Origin of the sequence: Paenibacillus sp. JGP012 (genome assembly GCF_014203995.1) — a bacterium.
GTDB lineage: Bacteria > Bacillota > Bacilli > Paenibacillales > Paenibacillaceae > Paenibacillus > Paenibacillus silvae.
Genome location: NZ_JACHKG010000039.1, coordinates 19,010 through 40,635 on the forward strand (window position 1 = coordinate 19,010; position 21,626 = coordinate 40,635).

General features: G+C 46.7%; 12 protein-coding genes. 2 read left to right on the forward strand and 10 right to left on the reverse strand.

Annotated features, from left to right (window positions below; genetic code table 11):
* Positions 1–15: 15 nt before the first annotated feature.
* From HNR77_RS26980 to HNR77_RS27010, 7 genes are all read right to left on the reverse strand, one after another.
* A complete protein-coding gene (locus HNR77_RS26980; protein WP_184190818.1) occupies positions 16–4,047 on the reverse strand; it encodes a non-ribosomal peptide synthetase in 4,032 nt (1,343 codons plus the stop codon).
* Positions 4,048–7,143, reverse strand: coding sequence for an amino acid adenylation domain-containing protein (locus tag HNR77_RS26985; protein ID WP_184190820.1), 3,096 nt, complete (start codon positions 7,141–7,143; stop codon positions 4,048–4,050).
* Positions 7,144–7,218: 75 nt separating this feature from the next.
* Complete coding sequence (locus HNR77_RS26990) at positions 7,219–8,223, reverse strand: TauD/TfdA family dioxygenase (RefSeq protein WP_184190822.1); 1,005 nt, start codon at positions 8,221–8,223, stop codon at positions 7,219–7,221.
* Between the two features lie 11 nt (positions 8,224–8,234).
* Positions 8,235–12,863 (reverse strand): non-ribosomal peptide synthetase, encoded by a 4,629-nt coding sequence (locus HNR77_RS26995; RefSeq protein WP_260410938.1) that lies wholly within the window; start codon positions 12,861–12,863, stop codon positions 8,235–8,237.
* A 240-nt stretch (positions 12,864–13,103) separates the two neighbouring features.
* Positions 13,104–13,655: an isochorismatase family protein gene (locus tag HNR77_RS27000; RefSeq protein WP_184190826.1), complete on the reverse strand. Its 552-nt coding sequence runs from the start codon at positions 13,653–13,655 to the stop codon at positions 13,104–13,106.
* Complete coding sequence (locus tag HNR77_RS27005) at positions 13,652–14,023, reverse strand: iron chaperone (RefSeq protein WP_184190828.1); 372 nt, start codon at positions 14,021–14,023, stop codon at positions 13,652–13,654. The genes HNR77_RS27000 and HNR77_RS27005 overlap by 4 nt, the downstream gene beginning before the upstream one ends.
* A gap of 82 nt (positions 14,024–14,105) precedes the next feature.
* Positions 14,106–14,765, reverse strand: coding sequence for a M48 family metallopeptidase (locus HNR77_RS27010; RefSeq protein WP_397367653.1), 660 nt, complete (start codon positions 14,763–14,765; stop codon positions 14,106–14,108).
* A 169-nt stretch (positions 14,766–14,934) separates the two neighbouring features.
* On the opposite strand from HNR77_RS27010, the gene HNR77_RS27015 reads away from it, so the two are divergent.
* Positions 14,935–15,690: a GNAT family N-acetyltransferase gene (locus HNR77_RS27015; protein WP_184190852.1), complete on the forward strand. Its 756-nt coding sequence runs from the start codon at positions 14,935–14,937 to the stop codon at positions 15,688–15,690.
* A 109-nt stretch (positions 15,691–15,799) separates the two neighbouring features.
* Here the strand turns inward: HNR77_RS27015 and HNR77_RS27020 are convergent, their stop codons facing one another.
* Positions 15,800–16,222, reverse strand: coding sequence for an ester cyclase (locus HNR77_RS27020; protein WP_184190832.1), 423 nt, complete (start codon positions 16,220–16,222; stop codon positions 15,800–15,802).
* 253 nt (positions 16,223–16,475) lie between these two features.
* Here HNR77_RS27020 and HNR77_RS27025 point away from each other — a divergent pair, with 253 nt between their 5' ends.
* On the forward strand, positions 16,476–18,941 hold the full coding sequence (locus tag HNR77_RS27025) for a transglutaminase domain-containing protein (protein WP_184190834.1): 2,466 nt from the start codon (positions 16,476–16,478) through the stop codon (positions 18,939–18,941).
* 119 nt (positions 18,942–19,060) lie between these two features.
* Here the strand turns inward: HNR77_RS27025 and HNR77_RS27030 are convergent, their stop codons facing one another.
* Positions 19,061–19,963: an SDR family oxidoreductase gene (locus tag HNR77_RS27030; RefSeq protein ID WP_184190836.1), complete on the reverse strand. Its 903-nt coding sequence runs from the start codon at positions 19,961–19,963 to the stop codon at positions 19,061–19,063.
* Between the two features lie 264 nt (positions 19,964–20,227).
* On the reverse strand, positions 20,228–21,604 hold the full coding sequence (locus HNR77_RS27035) for an amino acid permease (RefSeq protein ID WP_184190854.1): 1,377 nt from the start codon (positions 21,602–21,604) through the stop codon (positions 20,228–20,230).
* Positions 21,605–21,626: the final 22 nt, after the last annotated feature.

Sequence of the window (21,626 nt, forward strand, 5' to 3'; positions counted from 1 at the left end):
GGTTGGATGCTCTGCTCAGAAATCCTTGGATGCCTCCTTCACCAATTGATTGACATATTGAGCGACATTCACCGCGTGTGTGGTATCAATCAGATTTTCATGATGACCAGGGATGGGAATAGCGACACAGCTGCCTGTTGTTTTGGCATGCCATGATGCCGCATCCGTTAATGGAACCGGACTTGTTTCATCCTGAGTGACAGCGTACAACAGATGGATATCCGACTGAATCGGCTCAGCAGAATAATAGTTATCAAAAGCGACCTCGTTCGCGATGCGCACTTTCAAATTGCCCACCGAAGTCTTGTCGGGAAAATAACTCAACAGCTCGGAAAGCTGCTCTTCATAGGTGTCATCCGGCTTCAATTCGTACCCGTTATTCCAGGCAAGCTCGTTCAAAGCCTGCACTCGATTGATAGGACGTACAACCTGTTGATGGCTTCTTGCTGGAGCATCCAGAATAATCAGCCACTCCAGTTCTTGTCCCGCTTCTTCAATCAACCGTGCCAGTTCAAAGGCTACATTACCACCAAAGGACCAGCCGAGCACTCGATACGGCCCCTGCGGCTTCCACTTGGTAAGAACCGAGTAATAAAAGCGCGCGATAGATTGCACCGTATATAAAGGCTCCTCATGGCTGTCATAACCTTTAGGTATAAATCCGCATATCGTTAAATTCTCAATCTGACTTACCAATTCATAATAGTTGATGAGATTGCCACCACCTGTTGGAACAAGGAACAGAGGGTTATCCTGCTTCCGTGCACTTTCCTTTAATACAACAATGGACTGATGTTTATCTGTCATACCTTCGCGAATCAAACGGGCAATTTCAATGACGGTAGAGTGATCAAACAAAGTCAGTACTGATAATTGAGTCTGGAAAGTGCTGTTCAGCATATCCACTAAACGAATCGCTTTAATCGAATGTCCCCCTTGATCAAAAAAGCTCTCATGAAGCTGCACGGATTCCAGATCCAGTATTTCCATGAAAATCTGCATGATTTTCTCCTCCAGCTCATCCTGAGGAGCGAAAGTCCCATCCTGGAGCAGGCTGCTGTCCAGCTGCTTCAATGCAGACTTGTCTACCTTACCGTTACTGTTCAGGGGAATCTGATCAATGGTGAAAAAACGTGATGGAATCATATGGCTCGGCAGCAGCGTTCGGCAGTAACTGCGTAAATCTGTGCTGGTCATGGCTGAAGACGAAGTCATCTGAATATAGGCGCTTAATGAAAGCTCATCATCATCGCCCCATTTCTCTGCGAGTACCGCACATTCCTGAATATCAGCGTGTCTGGAGATGACATCCGATATCTCTCCGAGTTCCACACGCATCCCCCTGATCTTCAACTGATTGTCCATCCGGCCAACAATGTACAGTTTCCCTGAAGCATCGTAATAAGCCATATCTCCTGTTTTATACATTCGTCCTTCTGTAAAAGGGTTGGTGAAAAAGGCCTGCGCTGTCTTGACAGGGTCTCTGTAGTACCCCCTCGCCAGCCCCACTCCCCCAATATACAGATGCCCTTGAACACCAATGGGCACAGGCTGCTGCATTTCGTCCAGAACATAGATAAAGTTGTTCCCGATTGGACGGCCGATCGATACATTTCGTGAAGCCAGCCCCGGATCGGATTGCACATTGATATTAACCGTGGAATCAATGGACACTTCCGTTACTCCATAGCTGTTATGAAGACGAATGCCTGGAAGATGACGATGAAACGCTTGCACCATCTCAGGCTTTAACGCCTCTCCGCTGGAGAATACATCTCTCAATGCATGCAGCTGCTCCAGGTCCGAACGCCCCACTCGCTGGGTCAGCATTTTGAGCATGCTTGGAACAAAAAACACGATACCCACCTTATATTTCTTCAGGGCTTCGATAATGGCGTAAGGGTCCCGATGAAATCCCGGCTCCAGAAGCGCAACTCGGGCACCAGCCATCCAGGTCCAGAAATATTCGAGTCCCACATCGTCAAACGTCAGCGTTGTTTTCTGAAGCACGGTTTCATCATGCCGCAGCTTGAACTGCTGCTGCATCCACCAGATTCGGCTTACCCAGCCCTGATGCCGCACGGACACCCCTTTTGGTTTGCCCGTAGTTCCTGAGGTGTAATAGATAGCAACCAGATGATCCGGCCCTACTTGAGACGGGGGAGCATCGACTGGTTTATTGTGAACGAGTTCAGGCCGGGAAACATCGATCAGTACTGCTGCATCCTTCGGAATAGGAAGTGTATGCGTATTGATCAGACAGATGGATGCTTCCGAATCCAGGATCATGTGGCGGTTCCGTTCGATAGGTGCATCCAGATCCAGGGGCACGATCGCTCCTCCTGCTTTTAACACCGCAAGCAGTGCCACAGGCAAATGTAAGGAACGTTCAATGCCAATAGCAACGGCCTTGTCCGGCCCGATTCCGTGTTCAATCAGAGCATGAGCCAGTTGATTCGCTCTGCGATCCAATTCCTCATAGGTTAAACTCACTGTTCCATATACTACTGCGGCATGATCAGGATAACGGGAAACCGATGCTTCAAACAGATGATGTACACATCGATCCTCGGGATAGTCCATATGGGTATTATTCCATTCATACAGAAGCTGCTGCCGTTCCTCAGCACTTACCCCGCTTAACGTTGAGATAGGCTGTTCAGGGTGCTCGGCAATATCCTGAAGCAAGGCAAGAAAGTTACCGATCCAGCGTTCGATAGTACCCGCATCAAATAGATCGGCTCGACATTCGAATGTACCTCTGATGACCTCCTCTCCCTCCGTCATGTCCAGGGACATATCAAATTTGGATGTACTTACTGGCTTGAACTGCATCCCTTTGAATTCAGTCTGGCGATCCTGCTGCTGGACACGAGCTGCCCTTCCCAGACTAAACATCACTTGAAAGAGTGGGGAGTAGCCGACATTTCTGGTTTGTATCAAATCATCAAATAACAGATCAATCGGTACGTCCTGATGATCAAAAGCATCCAGAATCGTGTTTCTGGATTGCTTCAGCTGATCCAGATACGATTGCTCATCATGAATTCGACTCCGTAGCACCAGTGTGTTCACAAAAAAACCAACAACCTTCTCCAAATCCGGCTGCGGCCGATTCGAAACAGGTGTGCCTATCAGCAGGTCCGTCTCGCCCGAATACTTGCGCAGCAGAATAGCAAAGCAAGTGTACATCACCATAAAAAGAGTAGAATGATGTGTCTGTGAAATACTCTTCAACTTGCGTGTGAGTGCTGCGGGCACTGTAAAATGTACGGATATGCCCTCTTCACTTGGCTTTGCCGGACGTTCGCGATCGCAAGGAAGATTCAGAGTGTAGGAATGACCTTTCAACTGTTCAATCCAGTACTGCTTCTGTTTCATAAACGATGAACGGTCCAGCATCTGATTCTGCCATACGGAATAATCTATATATTGGGCCGCGAAAGCATCGAACACCTGTAATGGACCAGCCCCGCGGAAATATTCATAATAGGATAATAAGTCACGCTGAATGATCTCTATGGATTGACCATCCGAAATAATATGGTGCATCATTAGAACAAAAATATGACGCTGCTGATCCAGCCTGAACAGTCTGAACTTGCACAATGGATCATGTGTAAAATCAAAAGGGCCATTGGCCCTCTCGATCAGTTCTGCAATATGCTGCTCCGCCTGAGCATTCGAATGCATGGAAACATCCACAAATTGATAATCCGGCTTGTCATGTTCAATACATTGATAAGGTATACCTGCTTCAGCATCAATTCGAATCTGAAGCGCCTCTTGTCGCTGCACCAGCAAATGGATCGCTTGCTCGAATGCTTCAGGTTCAAATGGCCCCCGAATGTCATTCGCAAACATCATATTATAAGCCGTACTGGCCGGGTCAATCTGCTGTTGAAGCCACAATCTTTTTTGGGCAAAAGATAACGGAAATCGATTGTCTTCACGAGATATACGCTCTATAGCTTCGGACACATTCATTTGGCTCAAAATTTGATCAACTAATTGCCTTTTATTCAGGATTGCACCGGATTTTTTCAATTAATTGTCCTCCACACGATATCCATTCGCTTCCAACAGTACATTTTCAACGACTTCCGACAACTCCTGAATGGTTGGTGCATCAAAAATTTTGCGCAGCGGCAGATTGATGCCCATCTGTTGTCTGATGCCAGAAATAACCTGGGTGGCGATTAGAGAGTGCCCGCCTAGCGCAAAGAAATTTTCGTTAATACTGATCTTCTCGCGCTTTAACACCGTTCTCCAGATTTGTGCAACAATGTGCTCCACGGAAGTCGATGGTTCTACATAGTCATCTGATGCATCGATCAGAGCATCCGGCAAGGAATGATAGTCGATCTTTCCGTTATGCAGGAGCGGCAGCTGATCCAGCTTTTGAATGAAGCCAGGAACCATATATTCAGGCAGCGCCGAAGCAATCCATTGTCTGACATCCTGGATATCTCCCTGTGCATCCATTTCTACATAACCAGCCAGCAAAGGCTCTGTTTTCTCCAGCACCTTCACAGCTGCAAGCCGCACATGAGGATGAGTGTTCAGCGTCTTTTCAATCTCGCCAAGTTCAATCCGGTACCCTCTCAGCTTTACCTGCCGGTCAACCCTCCCGATATATTCCAAATTCCCGTCCGCAAAGTAGCGCACCCGGTCTCCCGTTCTGTACATACGCTGCTCCGGTTCATACGAATTTGCCATAAAAGCTTCCGCATTCAGAGCCTCATCCACATAACCATCGGCCAGCCCATTTCCACTAATGTATAATTCTCCGGCGACCCCTGGCGGTACCAGCCTGAGCTCCGAATCCAGAACCAGCAAACGAGTATTATGAATTGGGGAACCGATCGTTTCATACACCTGATGCCTGTCACAGATATGAAAGGTGGTATCCACAGCAGCTTCAGTAGGACCATAAAGATTAATTAACTGTGCATTACTTGCCGCAAAGAAAGCCTGCTGTAAAGGAACACCCAGTCTTTCTCCACCGCTAAATACTCTGGTCAACGGAGAAGAAGCAAGCTTTTCCTGCTCCACCAAAGCCTGAAGCATCGTAGGCACAACCTGCAGCGTTGTAATGTTCTCCTTATGGATCGTATCAAGCAAGTAGTCCGGGTCCGCATGTTTCTCCGGTTCAGCCATCACAAGTCTCGCGCCAGTAGTCAGCGGTGCATAGAACTCCCAGACAGAAGCATCGAAGTTCATGGACGTTTTCTGCAATACAGCATCTGCCCCGCTCATCGGAAACTCATGATTCATCCAGTGCATATGATTGGTAATTGCCTCATGGGAAATTTTCACACCTTTAGGCCTGCCCGTGGAGCCGGATGTATACAGAATATAAGCCGTGTCTTTACCCTTCACTGTAACGGCTGGAGCATCACTCGACTCCGCAGTGATCTGCTCTCCCTCTTCCTCCAGATATACAGGTTGTGCAAACAGCGAGCTAAGCCGGTTATTGTTTTTATTTTGCAACAGTACCGTCTGGATTCGCGCATTATCACAAATATAGGTTAAACGCTCATTCGGATAATCCGGGTCAAGAGGTACGTATGCAGCACCAGCCCGAAGAACCGCTAACAACGCAATCACCAGTTCCGACGATCTCTCTATGCATACCCCGATGACATCGCCATGTTTGACGTTTCTGGTTCGATGCAGGTAATTGGCAAGCTGTCTGGACGTTTCCTGTACCTCCCGATAAGTCAGCAGCGTATGACCAAAAACAACCGCAATCTGATCCGGTGTCTTTAACGCCTGCTCGTCAATCAATTCTACAAGTGTGGAAGCCTGGTAATGCCGAGCCTCTCCTTGAAGTAATTCACGTAACGTTTGCGTCAGTTGATCCGGCATGGAGATGGAAGCAACGCTTTTCTCCGGATTCGAATACACAAGATTACAAAGATGTGCCAAGATATCCGCCACATAGCTGGCTTCTGTGCTCGTATATACCTCGCTATTGTAGTTTAATGTGATATCTTTGCGGTCCTCATAATGATTCACTTTCAGGCCCAGATGTACCGGCTCAATCTCTTCAGATTGATATACGATTCGAAACGTATTACCTTCCGACTCTATAAGGCATGATGCATCACTACTCTCAAATCCGTAGGAAAATATCTGCTGCCCCTGATCTGCCGCTCCTGAAAGTTTAAAATCGAAGTAATCTGCATATTCGGCGCTATCCTTGACCTCATTCCTTGTTCTTTGCAAAAATCCAAGGAACGTATCCTCCTCTTTTATGCCGGAGTATACAGGTACATATCTATTCAATGGTCCGACAACGTTCTCCAGGTCTTCATCTTGCCGGCCGCGGGTATGTACGCCCACCGTAATTTCTTTTGCTTCGCCCAGCCAATGGATTGTCAGGTTCCAGCAGGCAAGCAGCACCTGATCTATTGTACTTTCAGCTTGTACAGCTATTTTGTCCAACTGCTGCCATAGCTCCGAAGACCCCGAGACGGGTATACTAGCCATACTCAGCTTGCTTGCGTCCCGATTCGAAGCAAGCGCAAGCTGCTTGTCATAATGGGTATATCGTTTGTGATTCCAGAAGCTTCGCTCCTCCGAATGCTCCTCACTGGTTAACAGATCATTCAGCCATTCGGATACTGCGTAATAGGGAACCTCCTCTTCCAGCAGTGATGAATCCATCTCGCCTCTGGTGAATTCGGATAAATCCTTCATAATAATCGCGGATTCCACGTCCGAAAAGTAAGGGTGGAGAGCAAGAATCAACATACTCGAACGGTCTGGACCATTAACCAACACGCTATCCAGGGTGTATTCTCCTGTCCAGTTACCCAGCTCCTGCTGTACTAGGGACGGGATATGTTCTTCCTGAATTCGTTGATCTGAAAATGCAGTGCGGAATCGATATTTCGGCTCTTCTCCCACCTTTTGCAGGTATACTCCATAGTTGGGATCGGCTTCAATGGAAGTCCTGAATGTACTGTATTTCTCGGCTATTCTCTTCACAGCTGCTTCAATCTGAGGATTCGTGCATTCACCTTCAATACTTATGGCGATTACATTAGGGACAGACGATTTTAGACCGCTAAGCTGCAATTCATGCAGCCGCTTCTGTTGTGGTGAAAGGGGATAACCCAGCATTACATTTTCCATGTTTAACCCTCCTGCAGTTTTAGTGGTTTGCTGCCGTTCCAGTGCGAATCTGCTCTTCAACCTTGCCTGGATATGTTAACGACTCACCGGCTCACCCATGGCAACCAGCACTTTGCGCTCGCCCTGATACGGATTACGTGCATGCGCGACCAGCATATTGTCCAGCATCAGGATGTCACCCTCCTGCCATGGAAAAGCAATCGTTGCATCTTCATACGCCTGACGAATATGTGCTGCCACAGACGGATCAATCGGGCTCCCGTCCCCATAATAAGTCTGGTAGGGCAGACCCTCTTCTCCGAATTCCTCCAGCATCAGGTTGCGCACTTCCTCATTCAAGCTGCTGCTGTGCCAGAAGGCGATATGGTTGAACCACAGGTTTTCATTCGTGTCAGGATGGATGGTAATTGCGGGTCTTACCTGTTTTGTTGTCAGCGTTCCATCCTCGTTCCAGTGAAAGGACATGTTATTCTCCTGGCAATACTGCTCGACTTCCTCCTTGGATTCGGTATGAAAAACGTACTGCCACGTTTGTCCAAATCCGCTGCCATAATTGCGAACCAGCATCCAGCCCTTTTCAGCAAATACATCCCGAATCTCCGGATCAATAAGGTTGTATACTTTGCGCACATCAACGATTGGCGTTTCTCCCCCCTCATCCGCCACAATCATGCTGGCAAACCAGATTTTTTTAGGCCAGGTCATCACATAGGACAGCTCATTGTGAGGTGCAATCGTTTCTTCATTCGGAAATTCAGTTGACGTATACACCTTTCCCTGGACTTGTGTTCTCGGTGTTGCTCCCTCCTTATAGCTGAGCGGCTCCGGGCAGCTCACATCGATAAAACGGTAAAAGCTCTCCGGTGTCTTCGTTTCAAATCCTCTGAACAGGATACCTCCATGCTTCAATATCTTCTCTTCAACCAGCTCTTTATTGTTTAGATACCACTGATTCAGATCAAGCCCCGCAATATTCGGTTTGATAACCAAAGGCAGTTCTTGGCCCTCGGCCAGCAGCGATTGTTTGACAAGTTCCTTTTGCATGACCATCTGAGCACCTTTATCAAACTTCTTTTTCATGTTCATTCCTCCTATGATTTGATTTTGCTGAACTTCTTTTTGTTTTTACTGCTGTTCAGCAGCTCCATCTTGTAGGCATGGGACATCACCTCCCATTCCTCCCTGATCTCATGAAGACTGCGTGAGGAGTCTTCAGCGATCAGCTGCACAAGCGCAGCATAATCATGCAAAAATCTTTTCATTGTTGATTTGTTAAACAGCTCGGTTTTGTACTCAACAACCACATTCATCATCTGATCGGCCTCAATCAGATTCAAGGTCAGATCCCACTTGCTCTTGCCGCTGTGACCCCACAAAACTTCATTCTGGGATATATCGAGTCCCTTGATGCCGTAGGTGGTTTTCACGTCAAGAACAAACCAGGATTGAAAAAATGGAGTTAGCCCTGTCGTACGATCCGGGTTCAGAAGCTCAATCAGTTTACCGAAGGGCATCTCTTGATGGTCAAACGCCTCAAATACGGTGTTTCGCACCATGATAATCTGTGCGTCCATCGATTGCTCAGGATCAATCTCCGTCTTCAGCGCGAGACTGTTAGAGAAATATCCGATCAGCTTCTGCACCTCTGCCCGATTGCGATTCGCCACTGGTGTGCCAACGACGATCTCGGTTACATCCGAGTAAAAATAGAGAAGCACCTTATACGCTGTTAACATCGTAATGTACAGACTGGCATTGCTTTTCATCCCCGCCTGTTTGGCCCGTTCAATCCTATCGATTGGAATCTCCGAAAATAACACTTCTCCCGCATCACCCGTATCAACCTCCGGTTCCCGATCATAGGGCAGCACCTTAATGGAACGACTTGCCCCGTTCTTCAGCTGATTGCTCCAGTAATCTAGTAAAATCGGAAACTCGGACGTTAACCATATTCCTTTTTGCCAATGTGAATAGTCAGAATATTGGATGCTGAGTTCCTCCAGATTCACATTATCCTCTGTCAGATAAGCATTGTAGTACGTATCCATCTCACTCATAAGCACCTGCTGTGACCAGCCATCAAATATAATGTGATGGAAGTTGAAATAAGCAAAATGTTTATGCTCATCGATCTGGTATAAACGGAAATAGTACATGGGCCCGGTCTCCAGATTGAACTGATGTCTGGATTCTTCTTCGATAACACGCTTCAGGCTGGCCTCTGAGTCGTCTCGCAGTGAATACTGAACCTCCAATTCAAAGGGCTCGTAAGGCCGGACTCGCTGCACGGGCATGTTTTGTTCCATAACAAAATACGTTCGAAGCACATCATGTCTGCGCACAATCTGGTTCAAGGCATACGTGAAGGCATCTACAGAGAAAGTGCCTTTGAATATGACGTGTCCGGGGATGTTATATTTGGTGCTCTTCCCCTCAAATTGTTCAACGAGCCATAATGCCTCCTGGTTAAATGACATGGCCCCTTTCTGTTCTGGAGGAACACTTGCAATATCCTTCGAAAGCGCCACCGGCTTACCTATAATCTCGTTTAACCATTCATCCTTGGATGGTCTTGCTGCGGTATGTTTCATATCCACCCTGCCTTCCCTTCCTTCTACAAGTTGATCCAGATGTGTACATAAGGAACGAATTGTAGGGAATTTAAACATATCGTTAATGGAGAAGTCATAACCTGTCTGGGTCAATCTGGTATAAATCTGTATCAGCTTTAGTGAATCCCCGCCTCGCTCGTAGAAATGATCCGTGACTCCGACCGTGTCCAGCTCCAGAAGCTCACACCAGATCTCCGCTAACTGCTGCTCTGCCTCAGAGACCGGAGCAACTCGGAGATGGCTCTCCTCCTTCATCGAGTTCTCCATGGGCAGTGCGTAATAATCAATCTTGCCATTGATGGTAAGCGGTATCGTTGACACTTGAATCAAATGTGTCGGAATCATATATTCGGGCAAATGGAAAGCCAGGTGTTCACGGATACTCCGCTGGGCAAAGTCTGTTTCACTCACATAGTGAGCACATAGTTGTTTCGATTGATGCTCACCTCGGACACTGACAGCAGCATCACGAATGCCTTTTATTTTCAGAAGTGCTGCCTTAATCTCACCAAGTTCTATTCGATATCCACGAACTTTCACCTGATCGTCCGTTCGGCCGAGATATTCCATCTGTCCATCTTCTCTCAGCCGGCATACATCCCCGGTTCGATATAATCGTCTGCCAGGAAAGTCCGGGTGCTCGACATATTTGGCGGCTGTCAGATCAGGTCTGTTCAAATAGCCTCTTGTCACACCGTCTCCTCCGACAAACAACTCACCTTGAACACCCACCGGAACGAACTGAAGCGACCGATCAAGTACATATAACGATGTGTTCTGAATAGGTTTTCCAATAGGTACATTTTCCGTCTGGTCCAACTGAGGATTAAAGGTATAGATCATACAGCCCACCACCGTTTCCGTTGGCCCATATTCATTAAATATGGTCACTTCATGGCTGCTTTGCTGTGTAATGGTTCGAGCGAGTGAGGTGCTCAGATTATCCCCGCCAACAATAAACGTGGTGACATTGGAATGCTGCATCAGCTTCATATCCTGAATCAGCTGCAGATGGGCAGGCGTCAGCTTGACCAAATCTACCCGCGGGTCAGATACAACCTCTGCAACCAAAGCCTTGTTCTGCGGCGAGTGGTATATTACCACAGCGTTGCCTGTGATCAGTGGCGTGAAAATGGACGTAATAGTCAGGTCAAACGAAATGGACGAATACAAGGAAAAAGTGGTTTTCTTTCCTTTGACATACGTATCACTTGCCCAGCAAATATAATTGGTTAATCCTCTGTGCTCGACCAGAACTCCTTTGGGAGCTCCTGTTGAGCCCGAGGTATAGATCACATATGCAAGATCGCTGATATGAATGTCCAGATTCAGATTATCTGTCGGATCAACAGGCCTGTTCATTTCACGTAAATCTATAGTCTGAATACTTTGCGGCAGAGCTGCCGCTTGATTGACCAGTACAAACCTCGTCTGTGAGTCCTTCAAAATATGCTGAATTCGCTCATCGGGATATTCAGGGTCAATCGGAATATAGGCACAGCCTGCTTTCATCACAGCCATAATGGCAACAACCAGCTCCATGCTGTGGGAAGCCATAATACCAACCAGATCACGCTGCCGGATGCCTCTGCTGATTAGCAGAGCAGCCAGGCGATTAGCCCGGTCGTTAAGCTCTCTGTAGCTCATCTCCTGCTCACCGAGAATGAGCGCTGTTGCCAAAGGTCTATTAACAGCCTGCTCTTCAAACAGTTGAATGACCGTGCGATTATTTGGATACGCTTTCATTGTGTTGTTATATTCATTCAGCATCCAGTTTCTCTCAGCCTCACTGACAAGGTTGATCTGATGAATGCTCTGATCGGCATCCTTCAGAATGGTTTCCGCCATGTACAGAAAGCGATCAAACAGCTGGTCTGCTTCAGGTTCAGTAAACAGCTGCGTGCGATACTCGAACTGGAATACAATCTGATGTTGATTGACTTTTTCAATAATATTGATCAGCAGGTCATTCGTTTCATGTCCGTTGAATTTGTTCTCAAACTGAATCTCATGACCCAGCAGTTTCTCAAATCGCTCAGGTCTGTAGACCAAGGAGATGCCAAACAATCTCTTGAGCTCCATTAAGGAAAGTGAATCTCTTAATTCACGAATGATTTGGTGATAGGGATACTTCTGATGGCGCAGTACCTCCTTCTGTTCGTTGGAGATCATTTGAATGGATTCGAGCGCTGTATGCTCCGGATCAATTCCGATTCGAACAGGCACCGTTGTGACAAACATGCCTATCGTTTCCTTGTCTGTTCTGCTCGTGCGGTTAGCGTAATTGGTTCCGACAACCAGGTCGGTACAATGAGTGAGTTTGTGTATCAGGATCGCCAGAGTTGAGAGAAAAAAGGTAAATATGCTGACATTGTTCAAATGGCAGAACTCTTGCAAACGTACATACATCGAGTGGTCCATATAACGTATTTTTCTGTTGGCTGCGGTATTGGTAAGAAGGGGATTATGCGGCTTGAGCTCTGTCCATTCAGGCATGGTTCGAAATTTCTCTTTCCAGAAAATCTGGTCTTTCGCATAACGCCTGGAAGCGAGATATTGTCGTTCACTCTCCAGATAGCTGGTATAGTCATCAAATGGAGGCGAACTGCATGTCCTGTCTGATCGGCCCGGTTGCAACTGAGCATGATAAATTGCCGTAATTTCATTAATCAACTGAATAAAGCTGAGACCATCACATATGATGTGGTGGGCTTGAATTATGTATCCATACTCACCTTCTCCTTCATAGGCATAGAACTGAATCAGATGCTCACTATGAAGATGAATGGGATGTTTGTCCACATAATCAGTCCATGTCTCGTTATCACGAAGAGAGAAGGGATCGATTCTAGGGATCGTTCTGAATTCGTACGGTGGTATATACTGCTTATTCTCGCCTTGATCCAGCACAATTCGAGTTCTCAGCAGCTGTCTTTGCTCAAGTATGAGGTTGATCGAACGTTCCAGCAAGGTAAAATCTAAAGGTTCGGGTATGCTTATCTTAGCTGTAATCATCCATACATCTGAATTCGGATATAACATTTCCATATACCATATTCTTTGCTGATGCTCTGTTAAAGGATGCAGATCGAAGCATACATTTACCATTTAATTCTCCTTTTTTATATAATTTATAACAAAATAAGTTAATAACAACTTATCATTCCACAAAGATTTTATCAATCATTATTTTAGCTTATTTTCCAACACTTTCTCGTATATTCCGACATCTAAAACACTTCATTCAAGCTCTGTACCTTGGAGTAATGACTTCTGAAAACACAAAAAAACAGCCGGATTACCGAAGTATCCTGCTGTTGAATGGAAGTATGATGTCAGGCCTCTTAATCAAGGCTTTAACGGAGAATCCACTGCAACATTTTCCAAAAACTCATCTGTATACACAACCTCAACACAGCCGGACCAGTTCAGAATTGAACCGATAAAATCAGGGATATCCAGCCCCTTCATCTCGTATGTATCCTCCGTATTCACCGTGCCGGCTGCATCCTCAATCAAGGTTACCTGAAACCCCTCATGTTCAGCGGTAATTGCTGTAAACAAGCAACAATATTCCATATTAAAACCGACAATACACACATGCTCGACCTGTTGACCAAGCAGCCACTTTTTCAGTTCACTGTTGCTAAAGGCACTCGGCTTGCTTTTCTCAAAAACAGGATGCTGCCTGGTATCCAGAACAATCTCAATATTCTCCGTCTTCTGGCGGTAAAGTGAGGATTGCTCGTCCTGCTCATCTGCATGTTTGATAAATACGATCGGCCAATTCATACGTTCAAAGACTGTAATGATTGCTTCAATCTTTTCAACCGTCGCAGACACATCTCTCAGACTCGTCAGACCACGCTGCACATCAAGCACGATCAAGGCTTTATTCATCTCTGACTCCTCTCTACATTCTCCTTTACCCTGAATTCAACGATCTGGCGTATCAAATCCTCTGGCAGCGGCTCATCGAGCGGAAACTGCACAGACCCCTTTGCTCCCTTGAACCTGGAGAGCTGTTCCTTGAATGCCAGTATACCGCTAGCTGCAGGATAAAACCCGATATGATTCTTATATGCGGCAAAATGAACCAGATTCCCATGCTGCGCATATGTCGGCATCTTGTAACTGATCTTTTCTTCGGCAAGCGGGGCTGCCTCCCGAATCATCTGCCGCAGCCTCTGCAATTTCTGCTGCACATCTGCCGGAAATGCGGCGATATATTCTTCCACCAGCGCCGAATGCTGCCCATTTTGATTCATCTTGTTCTCCTTTCACTTACAACCATATTATTTGTTGAATCATGCATTCAATATGAAGAGCCATAGTATTCTCTTGGTTCATTTACAGCGTCATCGCACGTCCATTGCGCATCAGATAATCTTCTTTTTCCTTGTAATCCGGCATTATACTACCTACCCGCCGCCAGAACGAGCGGTCATGATTCATATGATGAATATGGCATAGCTCATGGATTATAACGTAATCCATTACCTCTGGCGGTGCCATGGCAAGGCGGTAATTAAACGTCAGTTTTTTGTCCCAGCTGCAGCTGCCCCATTTCGTGGGAGAGTCTACGATCTCAATGGACTTCGGCTTCACCTTCAGCTCCTGCTGATAACGTGTAATTCGCTGCCCGATCATGCGTTTACATTCGGCAAAATAAAACTTTTTCAGATTCGCACGCAGCTCTTCTTCAGTAAGTCCCTCTACCGGAATCAGTTCATGCAGGGCATGAGCCTTGCCAAATAACAAAAATGTCCCTCTGCCCTCTTTCTCGTATTCCTTGGCTTGGGGACCATCCAGTACCTGCTGCATTCGGGCCGATTTCTCTACAATCTCTGCACCATGCTGCATGACCAGCTGCCGAAGCACCTCCTCACTCGTACCATTTGGCGCTTTAATCGTGACCATATAAGGCAAATCCATCGTGATGGAGGCCTTTTTTCGTTTGCCGAATTCGATATGACACTTCACCGTTTGTCCCTGAATCTCGATCGTAATCATGCTGTACTCCATTTCTATGACTTGAGCTGCTCTGTTCTACAGACTGTATACCATGATGCTAACCAGGATAAGATTATTGCTCTATCATTTTCGGTTGAATTTTTATACACATATTTGTATTATTATAAATTATATTACTATACGAAGGAGGCCAAAGCGAGTGCAGATGACGGAATCCACATATCGCCAGATTGAAGAATTAACGCTTAATCACTGGCAGCCTTTATCCACATCATTATATGACGGGTGGGTGCTGCGGTTTGCCAACGGGTATTCGAAACGCGCCAACTCCGTGCAGCCGATCTACACTTCTACACTGGATGTGCATGAGAAAATTATAACATGTGAGAACATATATAACTCCAATCAGTTAAGCACCATTTTTAAAATCACACCTTTTGTCCAGCCTGAAAATATAGACGAGCTGCTGCAGCATCGAGGTTATACTGTCGTTGATCCAACGATTGTACAGCTTCGAAATTTGGACGATTTGAAAGCCCCCGATCCCCTGGATATACTTATCGATGAGCAACTGACAGACGAATGGCTGCATCACTTGTGTCGCTTCGGTTCGGTAAACGAAGAATTGCGGAAAACAATGTCACAGATGCTGCGGAATGTCCGTGCACATACGTGCTTTATTAGCTTGTCCATTGAGGGTCAGGTGGTCGCTTGTGGTCTCGGCGTACTCGAACGGAGAGTCATTGGACTACATGATATCATCACCGATAAAGCGTATCGCAACCGTGGTCTGGCAGAACAGATGATTCTGCATCTGCTGCATTGGGGTAAACAGCGCGGTGCACAGTCAAGCTATTTGCAAGTGGTCGCAAATAATGCTCCTGCACGCAGATTATATGAAAAATTGGGATACACCGATGCCTATACATACTGGTACCGGGTCCAGAAATATACGAAGTAAAGCTCACTCTAACCGTTGATGCAACTCTCCGAATTAAAACGGCCCTCTCTTATAACATAAAGAAAGGACCGTTTTTGATTCCAATTTCACTATAGTCACAAGTCATATTTTATCCGTTCAGGTTGCGCTCCAATTGTCTCTCGATGCCCAGGCGATCAATCTGAATCCAATACTCCGCAATTTGATCATTCTCCACCCGATAGACCGCACTCGCGATCTCGACCACGGGGAGTCCCGTTGGGCTGTAGTGATCCACCTGTCCCGTATGAGTACCTGTTTGCTTCCAGCGCACATATACTTTGCTGCCTTGTGTGATCATCTCCTGTATCTCCAGCGTAAACGCCCCGTATGCTTCGATCATCTCGCGCACATGCTCCGCATAATCGGAAGGTGTTCGCTTGACCGTGACTTCTTCCTCGGATATCACTTGATGAGCCAGCACCTGTTCTGCCATCACCTGACTTGCATAATCCGGATTCCGGCCTGATCGGACTTCTTCAAAAAATATTCTGACAATCTGCTCAGCAATCATGCACGGCTGCCTCCTCCAACGTTATTCTCCATTGATGAACGCATCAACGATGATTGAACTATTTTAGCATAGGTTTAACATGAGAACGTTGGTCTTTTATACCTAGTTACAGGCCTTTAAGCCCCTTATATTTCCTTGACAATAAGCCTGTATGACCATACACTAGCAATGAATATCAGGAAATTAATAGGAGGTTTAAGGGGTAAGAGGATTGAAATCGAGTTTTAACCAGAAAAATAGAAAGTGGTGTACCATGAAACGATTATTAGCAATGATGTTTGCATTAACATTGCTGTTGGCCGGATGCCAGAGCAGTGAGCAGGAGAGCAGTAATCCCGAAAGCAATCCGACGGAACCGAAACAGGGCTCCAGCATTTTAAGTCTGAAAGAAAAGTATGGCACAGCTTCCGAAAAAGCAATCATGCCCATGTACAATGTGGCACAGGATGAAGAATTTACGTTTAAGTTTAAAGGTGATCTGAGTAAAATAGATTATTATTCCAATGATATCATTTCAGTACATACCGATATTAAAGGCCTTAAAGCAAGTGAAGTTCCGTGGTTGGTAGATTACAAGGATAATAGTGTTTCAGTAAGACCACTGGGTTGGGGTGTGCTAAGTTCCGATTCCATGCGCATAAAGGGAAACAGCAGTTGGGGCGGTGCTCCCATCTATTATATTCGTCTGAACTATGATCCGGATGCAGAGAATCCCACTTTGCTTGACGAGCCTATCATTATCCCTTTTACTGTAAAATCCGAGCTTCCGGTGCCTAAACTTAGATATGAGATTGACAAAGACAGACGGTTCAAGCTGGTCTGGGATAAGGTTGAGGGTGCAACCCAATATAACATTTATAAACGTATTGATCGAACTAAAATTTTTGATTCTGGCAATCTTCCTCTTCAGGGAGCAGAGAGCGCATATGATGGAGCTATTCCATTGCTTGTCGCAACGACAAACGAAACAACCTTTAATGATTTTATGAAAGATGGTCGTGGCGGCCTTGGCATTTATAATGACATCATTACAACGAGACAAAATTTCGGTATTATAGGAGAATACTACGTAACCGCACTCGGAGACGGCAAGGAATCCAATTTTAGTAATGGAGTGGCTACGGCTCCACTGGCATCGCAGTTACCCTCATCTTTAAAAGAAGAACTCTATCGAGACAAGTTAAAAAATGTTAGCGAGCTGCCTCAGAAAATTACGGTGGAATACAATGACGGCTCACTAGCCCGTGAGACAATTGTCTATGATACGGCTAATGTGAAGATTTCAGAGTTCCTTGAAACGGAAATTCCTTTCCACGTCAAAGGAACAGCACTTAAAAGTTACGTCCGTGTAGAGAATGTGACCCAGGAGGATCTGGATCACCTTGCACAGCAGCGTGTGGCAGATTCCAGCAACGGATTCGTTGAACCCAAAAACGACACACCTTATGTGCCTGCACCAGATGTACCAACGATTATCAATAATGACACACCACCAGCAGTAGAAGAAAATACCGACACGTCATCGAATGCCGCAACAGAGGCTACAGACGGTACCAGCGAAGAAGCAACGACTAGCGATTCTACAAATGCTCCTTCGGATGAAACAGCTGCCCCAGAGCCAGCTGCCGATGAGAACCTAATCGATGAGCAAAAGTCTAATACCGAGCAGCAGGTGGAGCAGGGAAATCAGGAGACTGTGCCTGAACCAGCTACAGGGGATGCGTTCATAAACGCAGATTCAGCTCTGGAAGAAGTTTTAGCTAAAAATATGATTGCCGCTCAGGACAGCATCTCGCTGAAAGCTTTTCCTGAAGCACAGAATTTCACCACACTCTCGGACGTTGTCTTGAAGGTGATGTACCAGAATCCCCTCATTCTCGGCGTAGAAGGATTCGAATACAACTATGGCACACTCACCCTGTCGATCCATTACAAAGAATCGGCTGCCGATATTCAGCGTAAACAGAATGAGATTATTGCCAAAGGCAAAGACGTTGTCGCTTCAATCATCAAACAAGGCATGAGCGATGATGAGAAACGCAAAGCTATCTACGATTATTTGAACGACAATGCAAAATACGATGACGCTGCCCTGGAAAACGCCGAGCAAAATAACTTTAAAAACGTGGATGCACAGTTCAACGATTCCTTCACAACATACGGCATTCTAGTTAAGGGTGTAGGTGTATGTGCGAGTTATGCTTCGGTATACAAGCTGCTCTCGGACCTGTCCGGACTGGAAAGCATCGTCGTTACGGGAACCTCCAGCGGTGTACCGCATGCATGGAACAAGGTTAAAATCGGAAACGAGTGGTTACATGTGGATGCAACCAATAACCTGACGAACTCCGGCATTCCTTATTTCCTGTACAACGCCAATGATGAGACAGCTGTAAGCCAGAAAACGGTAGCGGACAAGGACTACTGGCTCGATTCCGAGCTGGATCAGTTCAAGGGCGATAGTGATGCCAACGATTATTATGTACAGAACGACCTTGAAGTCGATTCCATTAGCGAGTACAAGAGCAAAGCCGAGACACATCTGAAAAAAGGCGAGACATCTGTCATTCTTCGTTTTGCCTCACCGGTTGACTCCGATGAACTGATGACCGCAGCGGGTGAAGCATTGACTGCTGTGAATGAAGCCCTGCTGGATAACGCGCAGCTTGCCACCTTGGGCAGCTATGTATTATTGGAAACGAAGTCAGAGCAGAAATAAAGAACACACTCAATCTTCATAAATATCGTAATGTCTAGAGCATACCTCGGACATACAAAAGGGACAAAGCAGCGCAACAACTGCTTTGTCCCTTTTTCTTAACAAAAACAAATGAATCCTTATGGACTAACCGTGCCTCCATTGGCATTCAGGGTCTCCCCGCTCACATAGCTGGATTCCTGACTTGCCAGAAATACATACGCCGGAGCCATCTCCGCAGGCTGTCCTGCCCGGCCCAGCGGAGTATTGCTGCCGAAATCAGCCAGCTTCTCCACAGGCTGTCCACCTACAATCTGCAAAGGGGTCCAGACGGGTCCCGGCGCAACAACATTCACCCGAATGCCTTTGCTGCCAACCTGTTGTGCGAGCGCCTTGCTGAACGTATTGATTGAAGCCTTGGTCGTGGCATAATCCAGCAAAATCGGGGAGGGCTTGTAGGCCTGAATGGACGATGTATTAATAATCGAACCGCCTGCCTTCATATGTTTCACCGCTGCCTTGCATAGCCAGAACATGGAATACACATTGGTTTTAAACGTGGCATCAAATTGCTCTGTGGTCAGGTCTTCGATCTGCTCCACAAACTGCTGCTTGCCTGCAACGTTAGCAAGAATGTCGATGCCGCCCAGCTCTTTTACCGCAGTTTCAATCAGCTGTCCACAGTATTTCTCGTCCTTCAGATCACCCGGAACAGCAACCGCTTTGCGGCCAGCTTCCTCGATCAGCTGTACAACCTCTTTCGCATCTGCTTCCTCTTCCGGCAGGTAGGAGAGCACCACATCGGCCCCTTCACGTGCATAGGCAATAGCCGCCGCCCGGCCGATGCCGCTATCTGCCCCGGTCACTACGGCTTTACGGCCCGTTAGTCGGCCGCTGCCCTGATAACTTTTTTCACCGCAATCGGGTACTGGTGTCATCTTACGCTGCAATCCTGGCTCCTCCTGCTGCTGTTTCCATGCTGAAGTGGCCTTCGGATATTGTGTCGTTGGATCTTGAATGGTGTGCTGGTCCTGTTTTGTCATATTCTATTCCTCCTCGGTTCCTGGTTATGTGTTATGCGTTTCATCTGTTCATCTGTGTAAAGGTTCTCTCTTTCCTTTGTAACCGAGATGCCCGTGATTTAAACTGCACAAAAAAACACTCCAGGAACGCATTGGACTTTGGACAGGTCCTTCAATACGATTCCAGGAGTGTATCTTGACCGCTTTACAGGCGGCTTTTATTATATTCGCAAACGGTGCTTGTTAAAGTGTTACCTTCTCATGTTGTGACTTGGCCCAACCTTATTAGTTTCTATCATTCCCCTTCGATTGCCGGCTTCCGATGCCAAATACGTAATAACCAATAACTACAAGAGCCATGAACGATGCACCGACAATCAGCGGCAGGCGTGTGTCCGGGTTAAAGGCCATACCGAAAATAACCAGAACCAGGTACACAATAATAATATAGTTGCTGATCGGGAACCATTTGGATCTGAAATTGTGATCCGCCAGCTCCTTTCCCCAGCGCTTTCTGAATTTGAACTGACTGAACGCCAGTGCAAACCAAGGCACCATACCCGGCAGCACACTTGCGCTGTAAATATACAGGAACAGCTTCGAATCCGGCATCAGATAGTTAAGAACGACCCCGATCAGAAGCAGCGAGATGGTCACTACGATACTGTTGCGGGGAACCCCGCCTTTGGACAGCTTTTTGAAAAAGGCAGGTGCTTGTCCGTTCTCTGCCAGTGTGTATAACATCCGTCCTGCGCTGTAGATTCCGCTGTTGCATCCCGACATCGCTGCTGTCAGTACCACGAAGTTAATAATGCCCGCGGCAGCTACAATCCCCACTTTGGCAAAGGTAAGCACGAATGGACTTCCAGTCTCACCAACCTCGTTCCATGGATACAGCGTAACGATGACAAATATCGCGCCAACGTAGAAAATGAGAATACGCCATACGATGTTTTTGATCGCTTTGCGCAGTGTGTATTTCGGATTTTCGGCTTCACCAGCTGTAATGCCTACCATCTCAACCCCTTGATAAGCTGCGGTCACAATACATAATGCAAACAGGAAACCTTTAATTCCTCCCGGGAAAAAGCCCCCGTGATTTACAAGATTGGACAAGCCGATCGGCTGTCCTCCGTTGCCCCATCCGAAGAAGATCAGACCCGTGCCGATCACAATCATCACCACAATGGCCGTTACCTTAATCAAGGCAAACCAGAACTCGAATTCCCCGTAAAACTTTACCGCTGCCAGATTCGCGGCTGCAATGATCAGTACCCCCGCAAGCGCCGGTAGCCACTGGGGAATATCCGGGAACCAGTACCCGACGTAAATCCCGATTGCCGTGACTTCGGCCATGCCCACCGTAACCCACAGAAACCAGTAACTCCAGGCCGTGAGGAACCCGGCAAGCGGGCTGATATATTTGTGGGCAAATGTCGCAAATGAACCCGTCACCGGCTCCTGAATCAACATTTCTCCCATAATACGCATAATAAAAAAGATAATGATACCGGCCATTAAATAGGCCAGCAATACGGATGGACCTGCCCATTTGATCGTGCTTGCCGATCCCATGAACAACCCGACACCGATCGTACCGCCGAGTGCAATCAGCTCAACGTGACGAGGTTTTAACCCGCGTGATAATTCTTTCGATTCCAAGTGATTCTCCCCTTTTCTGAAA

Bases quoted from the DNA above. Each gene is read 5' to 3' on its own strand.
- HNR77_RS26985 (WP_184190820.1), bottom strand. From the start codon at position 7,143: ATGGAAAATGTAATGCTGGGTTATCCCCTTTCACCACAACAGAAGCGG.
- HNR77_RS27020 (WP_184190832.1), bottom strand. From the start codon at position 16,222: ATGATTGCTGAGCAGATTGTCAGAATATTTTTTGAAGAAGTCCGATCA.
- HNR77_RS27030 (WP_184190836.1), bottom strand. From the start codon at position 19,963: ATGACAAAACAGGACCAGCACACCATTCAAGATCCAACGACACAATAT.
- HNR77_RS26990 (WP_184190822.1), bottom strand. From the start codon at position 8,223: ATGAAAAAGAAGTTTGATAAAGGTGCTCAGATGGTCATGCAAAAGGAA.
- HNR77_RS27015 (WP_184190852.1), top strand. From the start codon at position 14,935: ATGACGGAATCCACATATCGCCAGATTGAAGAATTAACGCTTAATCAC.
- HNR77_RS27000 (WP_184190826.1), bottom strand. From the start codon at position 13,655: ATGAATAAAGCCTTGATCGTGCTTGATGTGCAGCGTGGTCTGACGAGT.
- HNR77_RS26995 (WP_260410938.1), bottom strand. From the start codon at position 12,863: ATGGTAAATGTATGCTTCGATCTGCATCCTTTAACAGAGCATCAGCAA.
- HNR77_RS27025 (WP_184190834.1), top strand. From the start codon at position 16,476: ATGAAACGATTATTAGCAATGATGTTTGCATTAACATTGCTGTTGGCC.
- HNR77_RS27005 (WP_184190828.1), bottom strand. From the start codon at position 14,023: ATGAATCAAAATGGGCAGCATTCGGCGCTGGTGGAAGAATATATCGCC.